The organism is Methylophaga sp. UBA2513 (genome assembly GCF_002341285.1).
GTDB classification, from domain to species: domain Bacteria; phylum Pseudomonadota; class Gammaproteobacteria; order Nitrosococcales; family Methylophagaceae; genus Methylophaga; species Methylophaga marina.
The window spans coordinates 113,668-127,924 of sequence record NZ_DDNT01000010.1 but is presented as its reverse complement, the minus strand read 5'-3'; the positions used below and the strand labels follow the sequence as shown (position 1 = coordinate 127,924).

The 14,257-nt window shown below is 42.5% G+C and carries 14 protein-coding genes; 10 read left to right on the top strand and 4 right to left on the bottom strand.

The features are described 5' to 3' along the window. Nucleotides 1–18: 18 nt before the first annotated feature. Both B3V56_RS06430 and B3V56_RS06425 read left to right on the top strand, forming a co-directional pair. Nucleotides 19–2,343, top strand: a complete 2,325-nt coding sequence (locus B3V56_RS06430; protein WP_286305024.1) for a TonB-dependent receptor — start codon at nt 19–21, stop codon at nt 2,341–2,343. Between the two features lie 54 nt (nt 2,344–2,397). Continuing rightward, a complete protein-coding gene (locus B3V56_RS06425) occupies nt 2,398–2,898 on the top strand; it encodes a PepSY domain-containing protein (RefSeq protein WP_286305023.1) in 501 nt (166 codons plus the stop codon). A 56-nt stretch (nt 2,899–2,954) separates the two neighbouring features. On the opposite strand, the gene nadC is transcribed toward B3V56_RS06425, so the two are convergent. Then, nucleotides 2,955–3,797, bottom strand: a complete 843-nt coding sequence (gene nadC / locus B3V56_RS06420; protein WP_286305022.1) for a carboxylating nicotinate-nucleotide diphosphorylase — start codon at nt 3,795–3,797, stop codon at nt 2,955–2,957. Nucleotides 3,798–3,883: 86 nt separating this feature from the next. On the opposite strand from nadC, the gene ampD reads away from it, so the two are divergent. Continuing rightward, nucleotides 3,884–4,432: a 1,6-anhydro-N-acetylmuramyl-L-alanine amidase AmpD gene (gene ampD / locus B3V56_RS06415; RefSeq protein WP_286305021.1), complete on the top strand. Its 549-nt coding sequence runs from the start codon at nt 3,884–3,886 to the stop codon at nt 4,430–4,432. 52 nt (nt 4,433–4,484) lie between these two features. Here the strand turns inward: ampD and B3V56_RS06410 are convergent, their stop codons facing one another. After that, nucleotides 4,485–5,165, bottom strand: a complete 681-nt coding sequence (locus B3V56_RS06410; protein ID WP_289282960.1) for an FKBP-type peptidyl-prolyl cis-trans isomerase — start codon at nt 5,163–5,165, stop codon at nt 4,485–4,487. A 182-nt stretch (nt 5,166–5,347) separates the two neighbouring features. Here B3V56_RS06410 and B3V56_RS06405 point away from each other — a divergent pair, with 182 nt between their 5' ends. The 7 genes from B3V56_RS06405 to B3V56_RS06375 are packed head-to-tail and all read left to right on the top strand — an operon-like array spanning nt 5,348 to nt 11,444. Next, nucleotides 5,348–5,839 carry an SUF system Fe-S cluster assembly regulator gene (locus B3V56_RS06405; RefSeq protein ID WP_289244930.1) on the top strand — a complete coding sequence of 164 codons (492 nt, stop codon included), beginning with the start codon at nt 5,348–5,350 and terminating at the stop codon, nt 5,837–5,839. Next, nucleotides 5,832–7,280 carry a Fe-S cluster assembly protein SufB gene (sufB, locus tag B3V56_RS06400; RefSeq protein ID WP_289282958.1) on the top strand — a complete coding sequence of 483 codons (1,449 nt, stop codon included), beginning with the start codon at nt 5,832–5,834 and terminating at the stop codon, nt 7,278–7,280. The genes B3V56_RS06405 and sufB overlap by 8 nt, the downstream gene beginning before the upstream one ends. A gap of 50 nt (nt 7,281–7,330) precedes the next feature. After that, on the top strand, nt 7,331–8,092 hold the full coding sequence (sufC, locus tag B3V56_RS06395; RefSeq protein WP_286305017.1) for a Fe-S cluster assembly ATPase SufC: 762 nt from the start codon (nt 7,331–7,333) through the stop codon (nt 8,090–8,092). Continuing rightward, nucleotides 8,089–9,393, top strand: coding sequence for a Fe-S cluster assembly protein SufD (gene sufD / locus B3V56_RS06390; RefSeq protein ID WP_289282745.1), 1,305 nt, complete (start codon nt 8,089–8,091; stop codon nt 9,391–9,393). The genes sufC and sufD overlap by 4 nt, the downstream gene beginning before the upstream one ends. 3 nt (nt 9,394–9,396) lie before the next feature. Further along, a complete protein-coding gene (locus tag B3V56_RS06385; protein ID WP_286305015.1) occupies nt 9,397–10,656 on the top strand; it encodes a cysteine desulfurase in 1,260 nt (419 codons plus the stop codon). Next, nucleotides 10,656–11,102, top strand: coding sequence for a Fe-S cluster assembly sulfur transfer protein SufU (sufU, locus tag B3V56_RS06380; protein ID WP_289282746.1), 447 nt, complete (start codon nt 10,656–10,658; stop codon nt 11,100–11,102). The genes B3V56_RS06385 and sufU overlap by 1 nt, the downstream gene beginning before the upstream one ends. Nucleotides 11,103–11,114: 12 nt before the next feature. Further along, nucleotides 11,115–11,444 (top strand): SUF system Fe-S cluster assembly protein, encoded by a 330-nt coding sequence (locus tag B3V56_RS06375; protein WP_286305013.1) that lies wholly within the window; start codon nt 11,115–11,117, stop codon nt 11,442–11,444. Here the strand turns inward: B3V56_RS06375 and B3V56_RS06370 are convergent. Together B3V56_RS06370 and B3V56_RS06365 are read right to left on the bottom strand one after the other, a co-directional pair. Continuing rightward, entirely contained in the window at nt 11,430–13,160 is a 1,731-nt protein-coding gene (locus B3V56_RS06370) for a PglL family O-oligosaccharyltransferase (protein WP_289282747.1), read from the bottom strand. The genes B3V56_RS06375 and B3V56_RS06370 overlap by 15 nt on opposite strands. Further along, complete coding sequence (locus tag B3V56_RS06365; protein ID WP_289282748.1) at nt 13,150–14,250, bottom strand: TonB-dependent receptor; 1,101 nt, start codon at nt 14,248–14,250, stop codon at nt 13,150–13,152. The genes B3V56_RS06370 and B3V56_RS06365 overlap by 11 nt, the downstream gene beginning before the upstream one ends. Nucleotides 14,251–14,257: the final 7 nt, after the last annotated feature.

Below are 14,257 nucleotides of genomic sequence, written 5' to 3'. Positions count from 1 at the left end.
CTCAGGAGAGTATAGGTAATGCAATTTCCGCAAAAGAGAAAGCTGATTTGCGTCATGCTAACCTCTGCACTGTTTTCCAGTGCGAGTTTTGCCGCTGACGATGATGTGAAATTAAGCGACATAGAAGTCGTAGGGACAACCCCTCTACATGGCGTAGGCTTACCAAAAGATCAAGTAGCTGCTAATGTTCAGACAGCGACTGAAGAAGATATCGAACGTGTTCAGTCATTAGATATTTCTGATTTCATGAACAAAACGCTGGGTAGTGTTAGCTTAAACCAAGCTCAAAATAACCCTTTCCAACCTGATCTACAGTTTCGTGGTTTTACGGCTTCACCATTAGTCGGTAACTCACAAGGTTTATCTGTCTACATAGATGGTATTCGTGTAAATGAACCATTTGGTGATGCAGTGAATTTTGACTTAATTCCTCAGTCTGCGATTGCGAGCACTAATTTAATTCCAGGTTCGAACCCACTGTTTGGTTTGAATACGCTGGGTGGTGCATTATCCCTCAAAACAAAAACCGGTTTCACCAATCCTGGACATAGTCTAGAAGCCTACACAGGCTCATTTGGCCGTGATTCAGGCACTATTGAAAGTGGTGGCAGTGATGGTAATTTTGCTTACTTTGTGACTGGCTCAATTACCAAAGAAGATGGTTGGCGTGACTTTTCACCTTCACGTGTAGAGCAGTTCTTTACCAACCTGAGCTATGCAGATGAAGACTCCACATTAGACTTCGGTATCACCGCCGTTGATAGTGATTTGAATGGTAATGGTGCTTCACCAACACTATTAGTCGATGCTGACCGTGAAGCAGTGTTCACACATCCAGATAATACGCAAAATAAACTGCGTATGTTCACATTGAACGGTACCCACTGGATAAATGACAACACCATGCTTGCTGCAAACACATACTATCGCAAGAGTGACCGTACATCATTTAATGGAGATGGTTCTGAGTTTTCAGTGATTGGTGGTCAGATAGGTGAAGACGAAGATGGTGTAGAAGGAGTTTTTGACGGTGATGATGAAGTATTACCAGTAAGTGCTGCTGCATTAGGCTTTGCTGATGGTGATTTTGTTGCTTTAAACAACACAAGTAAGACAGAGCAAGACAGTTATGGCTTTGCATTCCAGTCTACGTTTTTGCAAGATCTTTTTGGTCGTGACAATCAGTTAATCGTGGGCGTTGGTTACGATCGCTCTGATGTGGATTACAGTTCGCAGTCTGAAATTGCACAGTTCACTAACACACGAGGTACTTCAGGCACTGGCTACGTGATCGAAGATACGTTAGTTGATGGTAAGATTAAAACTGATACTTACAGCATCTTTTTCACCAATACACATTCATTTACAGATCGCTTAGCAATGACTGTAGGTGCTCGTTATAACTGGATTGAAGTTGATATTTCTGGTTACAGCGAAGGTGGTGAACAAGATTTGAATGAATCAGGTAACTCTCATACATTCAAGCGCTTAAATCCTTCATTGGGATTAACCTATAAACTGACTGATAACATGACATCATATGTCAGCTATAACGAGTCTAATCGTGCGCCTACAGCTACCGAATTGACTTGTGCTGAACCTGAGTCACCATGTGCTTATCCTAATGCGTTCCTAGCAGATCCTCCGTTAGATGATGTTGTCGCAAGAACGATCGAAACAGGCCTGCGTGGTCAACAAGAGCTGTTTGATTGGTATGCCAACGTCTATTACACAGAGTTGAAAGACGACTTGTTGTTCTTTTCAGAAGATGAAAGTCAGTCAGAAGATGTAAGTGGACGTTTAGGTTTAGGCAACTTCAGAAATATTGATAAAACAGCGCGAGCAGGTCTTGAGCTGGGTATGGCAGGTCAATACGAGAAGTTAAGCTGGTCAGCAAACTATGGTTATGTTCGTGCAACGTTTGAAGATAACTTCACCTACTCGAGAGATGGGGATTTGTATAACGTCTCTAAAGGTGATCGTCTACCTAGTATACCTGCCCATAACTTGAAAGTAGGGCTTGACTATGCCTTTACCCAACAGTTTTCTGCAGGTCTAACTGCATCATATCATTCTAGCCAACGTTATCGTGGTGATGAAGCGAACGTGGACAAGAAAATCGCTGGATATCGCATAGTGAATCTGCATAGCCGTTATAAAGTGAACGAGCATCTACAGTTCTTTGCTAAAGTCGATAACTTGTTCGACAGTGAGTACAACACCTTTGGTTTGTATGGTGAACCTGATGAAGCTCCAGGAATGGATGCTTATGAAGGTGACGAACGTTTCGTTGGAACAAGTTCTCCAAGAGCTGGATGGATTGGCTTTAAGTTAACCATGTAGTAGTAACGTAAAAGGGGCTGAGAATCAGCCCCTTTTTTTATCTAGGATTATTGAATGAAATTTTTAGGGTTCTTCATTTTGTCTTTGTTTTCTGGTGCGCTCCTGGCTGAAGATTCACCTCAATTCTTTGAACGGTGTCTAACTGTCGTGACTGACCTCAAGCCAGGTCATGTCATTAAAGTGGAAAGAAAAGTCGAAAATGAAAGAGATGTATACGAGTTTGATATTCGTGGCATTGATGGTGCTGACTGGGATGTGGAATGCTCAGTAAGAACAGGTGAGGTGATAGAGGTAGAGCAAGAGGTTGATCATCCTAACCACCCTAAGTTTAAAGCCCACGCTAAAATGAGTGAGGCGGAAGCACGAGACATTGCTTTAGATATGTATCCGGGTGAAATCGTCGAAGTGGAATATGAAATAGAAGAAGACGGAAAAGCCACCTACGAATTCGATATTGCCACTCGTGATGGTAAAGAAATGAAAATTGAGATTGACGCTACTTCAGGGAAAGTTATTGAACAAAATCTGGAGCTTTGGCAAGTCGGCTTAGAATAAAGGTTTACTCTCAACCGCAGTCACCATTCACTTTAATGGTACTGCGGTTTTTTTATTCAAGAAAAACGCATAGAAAGATCAACGGCCTTTATATCTTTAGTTAACGCACCTACTGATATCCTATCTACGCCTGTTTCAGCGATGCTTCTGATATTACCCAATGTGATACCACCAGAAGCCTCGAGTTCTGATTGGCCTTTATTCAGTGTAACAGCTTGTTTTAAATCATCGATTGTGAAGTTATCTAATAAGATGATATCTGCGCCAGCCACTAGCGCTTGCTTTAGTTCTGCTAGACTTTCTACTTCGACTTCAATAGGTACATTAGCAGATAAAGCTTTTGCCTGATGAACGGCACGCTCTATTGAGCCTGCGGCCATAATATGATTTTCTTTGATGAGAATACCATCATAGAGGCCCACTCTATGATTAAAGCAGCCGCCACATTTGACGGCATATTTTTGAGCGACACGCCAGCCCGGAATGGTTTTACGCGTATCCAATATTTTTACGGGCAACCCGGAAACAGCATCTGCATAGACAGATGATAGCGTTGCTGTAGCTGATAAAGTCTGTAGAAAATTCATTGCAGTGCGTTCACCAGTTAGTAGGCTTCTGGCTGGTCCATGAAGTTCACACAAGATTGAGTTTGCTTTCACTCTGTCGCCATCCTGTGCCTTCCAATTTACTGAAATTGACGCATCCAGCTGTTCAAACACACTGTTGAACCATTGCATTCCGCAAAGTGTGGCATCTTCCCGAGTGATTAATGTCGCAGAAGCGACTGCGTCAGCAGGAATAAGATTTGCCGTTAAATCCTCTTGTCCGATATCTTCAAGTAAAGATAGTTTAACTTGAGAGGCGATAAATGCAGCGGGCAATGGATTTTCTATTGTCATATCGATATGGTAAAGGCTAAATAGGATAGGGTAACGTGTGTTGCCTGATTAATCCAATTATCGTATCCATGCCATGAGTGACATCAGTGAAAATAAATAGAGAATCAGGGCTGCTTGATAGCGCAATAATGACATCATCGCCAAATTATGACGAGCGACCGGATAAGAACGATATTTCAGGTATCGTCATACATAACATCAGCCTGCCGCCTGGTGAGTTTGGCGACACATTTATTGATGATCTTTTTCTTAACAAGCTTGATTGCTCGGCTCACCCATATTTTCAGCAGCTAGAAGGTTTAAAAGTCTCATCCCATCTCCTGATTAGAAGGACAGGGGATATTGTCCAGTTTGTGCCTTTTCATGCGCGAGCTTGGCATGCGGGAGTCTCTCACTGGCAAGGCAGAGAGAGGTGCAATGACTTTACAATAGGGATTGAACTGGAGGGGTGTGACGATATGCCATTTGAACACGTGCAATATGAGGTGCTTGCTGAAGTCATAATGACATTATGCAAGACCTACCCTACGCTTACTCATGAAAAAATAACGGGACATGAGCATATTGCCCCAGGGCGGAAAACTGATCCAGGTCCTTATTTTGACTGGCAAAAGCTTACAAAAATGTTGGAATGACAGACATAAAAAAAGCCGCCTTTAGGCGGCTCTTTTTATAATTAATCATCAATTATTTTGTGATAGCAATCAACTCAATTTCAAAAATCAAGGTTTCGTTAGGACCGATTAAGTTTCCTGCACCACGTGGACCGTAAGCCAGATTAGCTGGAACAACGATGCGCCATTTAGACCCTTCTTTCATCATTTTCAATGCTTCTTGCCAGCCTTGAATAACACCATTGACTGGGAATGTAGCTGGCTCGCCACGGTCATATGAGCTATCGAAAACGGTACCGTCGATTAATGTACCTTTATAGTTAGCAATGACTTTGTCATTTTCTGTTGGCGTCGCGCCATCACCTTCTTTCAGGACTTCGTATTGTAGACCGCTATCTGTTGTGACAACGCCATCTTTCTTAGCGTTCTCTTCCATAAATGCTTTAGCTTGAGCTTGTTTCTCGTTCATGACTTTAGCTAGCTCTTGCGCTTTTTGGGCTTGGTAAGCTTGAACAACTTGTTCTGCAGTGGCTTGGTCAAGTTGGGGTTGCTGGCCAGCCATCATATCGGCAACACCTGCTTTGAAAGCTTCAATATCCAGTTCCACACCTTCTTGCATCATATTTTGACCAACTTGAATACCAAAGATGTAACTAATTTTTTGTTTATCTGTGTCTAATGTTGTGGCGTTGTCAGCAGCCATTACGTTTGCTCCAAATAGTAAAGGTAAAATAGCGAGTGTTTTTAATTTCATATAATGCTCTCAATGTATTTATAAGGTGCGTGCCGATTTTAGTACAATGTTTGTGAACGAAAGTTCATAACCATACGCTAAATCCACAATATTTTCACGACCCCAATGAGCTAATAACTGAGAAAAACACTTGGTTATTAATCTAATTGATACTATAATAGTACCAATTAGGAGGTGCACCAATGTTGCGAATGGGAAAATTAACAGATTATGGCATCGTGCTGATGAGTCACTTTGCGTCTAATCTGCAAGTTCAACATAGTGCACATGCTATTGCTGAAGCAGTGAAAGTACCACTGCCAACGGTTAGAAAAGTTTTAAAGTTATTGTCTCACTCAGGCTTATTAAAGTCAGAAAGAGGCGTTATGGGGGGCTACAGTCTAAGTCGTCACCCCGATGACATCACCGTTGCAGAAATCATCACAGCGATAGAAGGGCCAATTGCGTTGACGGAATGCGTAAGCACAGACAGTCACTGTGATCAGGAAACACACTGTGCCGTGCAAACCAATTGGACCAAAATTAACGACGCTGTTTTCCATGCGTTAGACGAAGTAAAACTATCGGACATGCTGGCCCCGCAGTCTTCTCTCGCGGGCAGCCCGATTAGATTCTATTCATCTTATAACGGGATGAATAAAACAACTTTACAGGATGGTGAGTTCCATGACTGAACAAAGTCAACAACTTGAAGCGATTACGCAGAAAGAATACAAAGCAGGATTTGTTACTGATATCGAAGTAGATAGTCTGCCACCAGGCTTAAATGAAGATGTAATCAGACAAATCTCTTTTATCAAGAATGAACCTGAATGGATGCTGGAGTGGCGATTGAAAGCCTATGGTCATTGGCTAACCATGGATACGCCGGAATGGGCACACGTTCATTATCCTGAGATTGACTATCAAGACATCAGTTATTACTCAGCGCCCAAGAAAAAAACAGACGGTCCAAAAAGTCTGGATGAAGTCGATCCCGAGTTATTAAAAACTTATGAAAAACTGGGTGTGCCTCTGGATGAGCGAGGACGTCTGGCAGGTGTCGCTGTCGACGCAGTATTTGACAGTGTCTCTGTTTCAAACACGTTTAAAGACAAATTAGCTGAGCAAGGCATTCTATTTATGCCAATTTCAGAAGCTATCCAAGAGCATCCTGAATTGGTAAAAAAATATATTGGCAGTGTGGTTCCACACAAAGACAATTTTTATGCGGCACTGAACTCAGCCGTTTTTACCGATGGCTCGTTTGTCTATATTCCTAAAGGCGTACGTTGCCCAATGGAGCTATCTACTTATTTCCGTATCAATGCCGCCAATACGGGTCAGTTTGAACGTACATTAATCATTGCCGATGATGACGCTTATGTCAGTTATCTGGAAGGCTGTACCGCGCCAATGCGTGATGAAAATCAGCTTCATGCCGCGGTGGTTGAATTGGTGGCGATGGACCGGGCTGAGATCAAATATTCTACGGTTCAAAACTGGTATCCGGGCGATGAAAATGGCAAAGGCGGCATTTACAACTTTGTCACTAAGCGTGCTGCCTGTCGTGGTGAATCGTCGAAAGTTTCCTGGACACAAGTAGAAACGGGTTCCGCTATTACCTGGAAATATCCAAGTGTAGTTTTACAAGGGGATAATTCGGTCGGTGAATTTTATTCTGTAGCTGTGACGAACAACATGCAGCAAGCCGATACCGGTACCAAAATGATCCACCTGGGTAAGAACACCAGCTCAACGATTATTTCAAAAGGTATTTCTGCCGGTCGTTCGCAGAACGCCTATCGTGGATTGGTAAGAGTCGGGCCTAATGCGGAAAATGCGCGTAACTACACCGAGTGTGACTCTTTATTGATGAGTGACACTTGTGGTGCCCACACTTTCCCTTACATCGAAGTGAAAAATCCGACAGCAAAAGTAGAGCATGAAGCGTCTACCTCAAAAATCAGTGAAGACCAGTTGTTTTATTGTAAACAGCGTGGTCTGGACGCTGAGGACGCGGTGTCAATGATTGTGAATGGCTTTTGCAAACAAGTGATTCGTGAATTACCGATGGAATTCGCTGTAGAAGCACAAAACTTACTTGGTTTGTCATTAGAAGGTTCCGTGGGCTAAGACCCATAAGAGAACTGCGAAACAATATTCAGAAATTTTAGAGAGTGAAGATGTTAACAATTAAAAATTTACACGCCAGCGTTGATGGCAAAGAAATTCTTCGCGGTATAGACATGACAGTGAACCCAGGTGAGGTCCATGCCATCATGGGGCCTAATGGTGCTGGTAAAAGTACGCTGTCCAATGTTTTGGCCGGACGTGATGGCTATGAAATTACTCAAGGTGAAGTCATTTACAAAGGCGAAAACCTATTAGAACTTGAACCTGAAGAGCGAGCTCAACGAGGCGTATTTTTGGCGTTCCAATATCCGGTTGAAATTCCTGGCGTCAGCAATGTGTATTTACTTAAATCTGCATTGAACGCAGTACGCAAGTATCAAGGTCTGGAAGAAGTCGATGCGATGGATTTTCTGACACTGGTACGCGAGAAAATGAAACTGGTCAAAATGAATGAAGAATTTCTTCATCGTAATGTCAACGAAGGTTTTTCTGGCGGTGAGAAAAAGCGTAATGAAATTCTCCAGATGGCCATACTTGAACCTGCTTTAGCGATTCTTGATGAAACGGACTCAGGACTGGATATCGATGCCTTACGCATTGTGTCAGAAGGCGTGAATGCACTCCGTGCTGAAGATCGCTCTATCGTGATGATTACTCACTATCAGCGTTTATTGGATCATATCGTTCCAGATTTTGTACATGTCTTATCTGAAGGCCGTATCGTCAAATCAGGCGATAAAGAATTGGCAAAAGAACTGGAGAAATCAGGTTATAGCTGGATTCACGACGCACCGGAAGGTGAGACTGCATGAAACAGTTAACTGATATCACCACGCCATTTAGCGATATCGCAGTCAATAACACAATACCGGGTCAAGAACTCGATTGGTTAAAGACGCTGCGTGAACAGGCGCGTGCTCAGTTTCAACGCCATGGTTTACCTTCTAAAAAGGTTGAAGACTGGAAGTACACTTCTTTATGGGCGCTGTCACAAGAGACGTTTACTCACGAAGCTCAAGCCTCTCAGTTAAACGAAACGCGATGCTCAGAAGTTGCCTTGCTAGAATCAGCATATAGATTGGTCATTGTTGATGGTCAATTCAATGCCGAGTTATCTCGTATTGATGACCTTGAGCCAGGTTTAACGCTACTTCCTCTATCACAAGCCCTATCAATGTCAGAAGCCGTACTGAACCAGCAGATTGATATTGAAAAGCCAGGTTTGAATGCACTGAATACGATGCTGATGAATGAAGGCGCTTATATTCAAGTTAAAGCTGGCAGTAACATCACTAAACCCATTGAACTGTTAGTGATTAACACAGGTGAAACTGAAAAGTTGGCCACACACCTTCGTCATGTTATTGATTTGGCTAAAGATGCAGACTTAACGATCGTTGAGCATTATGCCAGTCTGAATGATGAGTCTGTCGGACTGACAGATGTCATCTCAGAAGTGAATCTGGCAGACAATGCGCGTTTGAATCATTTCAAATTGCAGCATGAATCTTTATCTCATTATCACATTGCCACCTTGGCGGGTAAGCAAGCGAGCACGAGCACCTGGCATACCAACAACATTTCACTCGGTGCCAAACTGGCGAGAAATGACATTCATAGTCAGCTCTTAGGAGAACAGGCACATGTGACTATGGATGGCATGTATCTGGTTACCGGTAAACAACATGTCGATAACCACACGCGTATCGATCACGCGGTACCGAACACCACCAGTGAAGAAATTTATAAAGGTGTGCTGGATGGCGACAGCCATGCGGTATTTAACGGTAAGGTTATTGTGCATAAAGATGCACAAAAAACAGATGCCAATCAAAGCAACCGTAACTTATTACTGTCACGTACCTGTGAAATCGATACCAAGCCAGAAATGGAAATATACGCTGATGATGTGAAGTGTGGCCATGGTAGTACGGTGGGACAGTTAGATGAACAGCAAATCTTTTTCCTACGTTCACGTGGGCTTGATGAAACGAGTGCGAGAAGTCTACTCACTTATGCGTTTGCCGTAGAAGTGCTCCAGCGAATTGCTGATTTGCCCATTCGCCAAGCTTTATCCAATGTCATTGAAACCCGATTACCGCGAGGTGTGTAGTTCATGACACAATCAACATACAATCTGGCTGAGTCGATGCTGACTGATTTCGATATTGCAGCTATTCGCCGTGATTTTCCTATTCTAAATCAACAGGTCAATGGTCATTCTCTTGTTTATTTAGATAATGCGGCCAGTAGTCAAAAACCCGTACAGGTTATTGAAGCCGTTGATCAGTATTACCGTCTTGATAATGCCAATGTCCATCGTGGCGTTCATCGATTGAGCCAACGTGCGACAGATGCCTATGAAGGCGCTAGAAGTAAAGTTAGGGGCTTTTTGAACGCGTCATCAGATAAAGAAATTATCTTTGTCAGAGGTGCTACAGAAGCGATCAATTTAGTGGCTCAAAGTTTTGTCAGACCACAATTGCAAGCAGGTGATGAAATTCTCATCAGCTATTTGGAGCATCACGCTAATATCGTGCCCTGGCAAATGGTGTGTGAACAAACCGGTGCTAAGCTAAAAGTCATCCCCATGACAGAGTCTGGTGAGTTGGATTTATCAGAGTTTGATGCTTTGTTGACGAATAAAACAAAAATCATGGCGGTAGGTCAGGTGTCTAATGCGCTGGGTACGGTGAATCCCGTTAAGCAAATGACACAAAAAGCGAAAGCCAAAGGTATTCCTGTATTAATTGACGGCGCCCAAGCCGTGCCACATATGCAGGTGGACGTGCAGGAACTGGATTGTGATTTTTATGTGTTCTCAGGCCATAAAATGTATGCACCGACAGGTATTGGTGCACTCTATGGAAAACAGGCTCTATTAGAAGCTATGCCACCATGGCAGGGTGGTGGCGATATGATTCTGTCGGTCAGTTTTGAGCATACAGAATATAATTCATTGCCTTATAAATTCGAAGCGGGTACACCTCACATTGCTGGTGCTGTGGGGTTAGGTGCAGCAATTGATTATATGCAGTCAATAGGGGTGGATAAACTCGCCGCTTATGAGCATGCTCTGCTTGAATTAGCGACCGATAAATTATCTGCAATAGAAGGTATCCGCATAATCGGTACCGCAGAACACAAAGCCAGTGTTTTGTCCTTTATGATTGAAGATGTTCATCCTCATGATGTCGGTACTATCTTTGATCAGGAAGGGGTGGCGATCCGTGCAGGTCATCACTGTGCTCAGCCTGTTATGCAGTATTACGGTATTGCAGCAACTGCTCGTGCTTCATTTGCTTTTTACAATACAGAGCAAGAAGTTGATGCACTGGTTAAAGCTATCCATACCACACAGGAGTTATTTGCCTGATGAGTGATTTACGCGATCTTTATCAACAAGTGATCATGGATCACAAAAAAAAGCCTCGTAATTTCAGAGAAATTGCAGACGCGAATCACATGGCACATGGTAATAACCCATTATGTGGTGATGCCTTGGTTGTTTACGTGAAAATGAATGGCGACGTGATTGAAGATGTCAGCTTTCAGGGCAATGGTTGTGCTATCTCTGTTGCCTCTGCTTCACTGATGACGGAGAGCCTGAAAGGTAAAACGTTAGCTGAAGCAGAAGTATTGTATGACAACGTGCATAAAGCATTAACAGGAGAAGATGATGCGGCTGAACTGAGCGGCAAACTCCAAGTACTGGCTGGCGTTAAAGAGTTTCCTGCACGCGTTAAATGTGCAACATTGTCATGGCATACCGTTCACGCTGCCGTAGACAATGATCATGATATTTCAGTTTCAACAGAATAAAAGGGCAGGTTTATGAACGATCAATATCAAATCAGCCCGGAACAGTTAAAAGAAGACGTCATAGAGGTATTAAAAACTATCTATGATCCGGAAATCCCCATCAATATTTACGAATTGGGCCTAATTTACGATATTCAGATAAGTACCTCAGGTAATGTGAGTATCGATATGACGTTAACAGCACCAGGTTGTCCAGTTGCTCAAACATTTCCAGGGGATGTTGAATCTCGCGTCATGTCTGTTCCGGGTGTCAAAAAAGCGCATGTCGAACTAGTCTGGGAACCACAATGGACGAAAGATATGATGACGGAAGCGGCACAGTTACAGTTAGGCATGTTCTAACGCGCTACACTCATCTTTGATGGTATTAAATCCCTTATCTCTAGGATAAATGGCTTGTGCTCTCTCATTAAGAGCACAAGCTTTTTTTTCATCTTTCAAATCAAGACGCGATCGAATGGCTAACCTAAACAGGTTAATGTGTGGGTTTCGATTTAGTTCATTTTCTACCCAGTCAGCGAAAATCTCAATATTGTCGCGAATACCGATCTGTCGGCTTTGTTCATAAAGTAACGACATCGTCACTTGTGTCGCTAAGTCTCGGAAATACGGATTCTCCATAGCCATATCGAACACTTGTTCTGGATCAGAACGCTTTAATAAATAATCACGAAATTCCAGGTTCGCCAGCATACTGTGAGTAAAGAATACGACTGCTACAACCCCACTAATGACTGACAAGCCTTTGAGACTGGTATTCGCAGCTATTGATAACTGTTTTTCATATTTCACACGTGATGGATAAAACACCACAAACAATAATACAAGCATGATGAACCAATGCAGGGAAGAAATATAAAAAGGTAATTCAACCTGTGTGTGAAGTATGATGGGCAATAACAAAGCAGCATATGCGTAACGTCGTCTCACGGGTAAATGCCACAGCATTTTTAATAATGCCACACCAAAAAGTATCAAACCGATACCAGCTAACAGGCCGCCTTCTACCAGCCAGTAGATGATTTCATTATGTGGATGTGAAACACGTTGTTTAGGCAACGTGGCATCAGGATGATGCTCATAAAAATCAGGTTTTGCTAATTGCCATACACGAGCGAAACTGCCGATACCATGACCATAAATTGGACTCTCTTTGACGAGGTCAAAACTGATTGTATAAATACCTAACCTTGCATCACCTGAATAACCAGAGTTCATTGCAGCGGTTTTTTCGACTATTGAGCTTAGCCCTTTATCTGTGTCAATTTGATGAGATGCAATGATAGCCAGACTCATAACTAAAATCACTAATCCCCAACGTTTTTTATTGGTCTGGATATATTTCCAACGGCTTAGCACAAACAGAGGGAATGCCAGTAAAAAACCTAGAATAGCGACTCTCGAGCCACTAAAGCTAACAATGAAGGTTGAGCTGAAAATGGCGATGAATAATAAGGTCATGACTGGCCAGCGCGCATATTTCATAATAGGTCGAGTCAATAGCCAAAATACCAGCATCAGAGTGGTGACCTGAAAACTGGCGTGGTTATTTATCTGCTGAAACGTACCGGTGGGTTCACCCTGTTGATTCACCGGAAGCCAGCCTGGTAAGTCATTCACATACAATATCTGAGCAATGCCAATAATGGCATGCAATACGCTGGCAAGAATGATCCACAAAAGTATCTGATCGATTTTTTTAGGTGTGAAATTAAACTGGAATAGTGCAAAGAAAAATAACACACCACCCCAAGTATAAAATAACCTCAGAAACCACTCTGTCGAGTTAACAACGCCTGCGGCCACACCAGATAATAGCGCCATTACTGGGAAAGCCAATAATAACCATGTAAAGCGCGGCAAAATGATTTTGTCTGACTGACTAAACCGATATAAACCATAAAAGCCAATCACACTACCAAAAAGCCAAACCAGAATATTGTTTGGGATTCGCATACCACTGCCACCAATATTGGCATGAAAGTACATTGAGCCTAGTAGTGTTAGTGCGAACAGAACAAAAAATGTCCTGTAGTTAGAAGTTATATCAGAATTCATAATTGAGCTTTAGGTTAGCGGTAAAACTGGTTCTTTCGGCTTCATTAAATTCCAACGCAATGTCATTTCCATCAACAGAATAGATGCTATCTTTACCATTCTTATCAGCCAGCCAGTCTTCGTATATCAGTTCTATGCCTAGTGATAGGTTGGACTGAAGCTTATAATCAGCAGAGGCGTTATAAATCCAGCCAGATCCTCGTGCTTCGTGTTCAAATTTCCCTTGTAGGCCAGAGCTTTCCCATGAAGCTTCTGCATCGTAAAAGGCATAATGGTATTCAACACCTAATTGAAACTGATATTTATCACTGTGACTATATTCACTGCTAAGCCCAAACCATGGGCCGTACCAGGTTGTTTCGTAGGAACTATCCAGATTGGCGATACCCGCCTCAAACGGAATGGTTTGTTTACCATCCACTATTTTTAGATGTTGTTTGTGATAACTGAAGCCCAGTTTAGGGACTAAAAATAGAGAATGTTGCTGTTGTATATATGCGGGATATTTATAGGCAAGATTAGCCGACATATCGTAGATATATCCTTCATCAGCTCTATTTTTTGACCTAAATGTCTCCATAGTGCGATTGTTGGCTGAATAAACTGATGCCTGACTTTCACCATCCCAAATTTTGCCATAACTAAATTCAGCTTGGGTTAACCACTGGTCTTTTAAAAAAACATCACCACCGATGGAAATGGTAGCTATTTCGATATCTTTCCATGTCAGTTCAGACAAAATATTGGGTACACCAGTTGGCCCAGCTATGTTCCAAGCAAAATCATCTCGCTGATAGCCTGTCTTAATATACATATTCACGCTTTTGTAGTGTGCTGGACTTGGAGCATTAAAAGACGTGTTCTGGCTGATAATCTTATTACCATTTGAATTAACTTTTGAGGATGTGGATGTTGTTGGATCAAAAACATGTAAAGTCAGTTTTCGTTCCTGTGGAGAAGGGGCCGACACGTCTGATACTGTTTTTTCCTCAAAAACATGCATATGAAGTTTAGGGCCTGCCTGAGCAGGCAGGCTGATCCATATCGGTATGCTGTACAAAATGACGACTGCTTTTTGGATTCGAATCACTTTAAAA

Coding starts and splice junctions, on each gene's coding strand:
- B3V56_RS06430 (WP_286305024.1), top strand. CDS start 19: ATGCAATTTCCGCAAAAGAGAAAGCTGATTTGCGTCATGCTAACCTCT.
- nadC (WP_286305022.1), bottom strand. CDS start 3,797: ATGACAATAGAAAATCCATTGCCCGCTGCATTTATCGCCTCTCAAGTT.
- B3V56_RS06405 (WP_289244930.1), top strand. CDS start 5,348: ATGTTGCGAATGGGAAAATTAACAGATTATGGCATCGTGCTGATGAGT.
- sufU (WP_289282746.1), top strand. CDS start 10,656: ATGAGTGATTTACGCGATCTTTATCAACAAGTGATCATGGATCACAAA.
- B3V56_RS06385 (WP_286305015.1), top strand. CDS start 9,397: ATGACACAATCAACATACAATCTGGCTGAGTCGATGCTGACTGATTTC.
- B3V56_RS06425 (WP_286305023.1), top strand. CDS start 2,398: ATGAAATTTTTAGGGTTCTTCATTTTGTCTTTGTTTTCTGGTGCGCTC.
- B3V56_RS06410 (WP_289282960.1), bottom strand. CDS start 5,165: ATGAAATTAAAAACACTCGCTATTTTACCTTTACTATTTGGAGCAAAC.
- B3V56_RS06370 (WP_289282747.1), bottom strand. CDS start 13,160: ATGAATTCTGATATAACTTCTAACTACAGGACATTTTTTGTTCTGTTC.
- sufC (WP_286305017.1), top strand. CDS start 7,331: ATGTTAACAATTAAAAATTTACACGCCAGCGTTGATGGCAAAGAAATT.
- B3V56_RS06375 (WP_286305013.1), top strand. CDS start 11,115: ATGAACGATCAATATCAAATCAGCCCGGAACAGTTAAAAGAAGACGTC.
- sufB (WP_289282958.1), top strand. CDS start 5,832: ATGACTGAACAAAGTCAACAACTTGAAGCGATTACGCAGAAAGAATAC.
- sufD (WP_289282745.1), top strand. CDS start 8,089: ATGAAACAGTTAACTGATATCACCACGCCATTTAGCGATATCGCAGTC.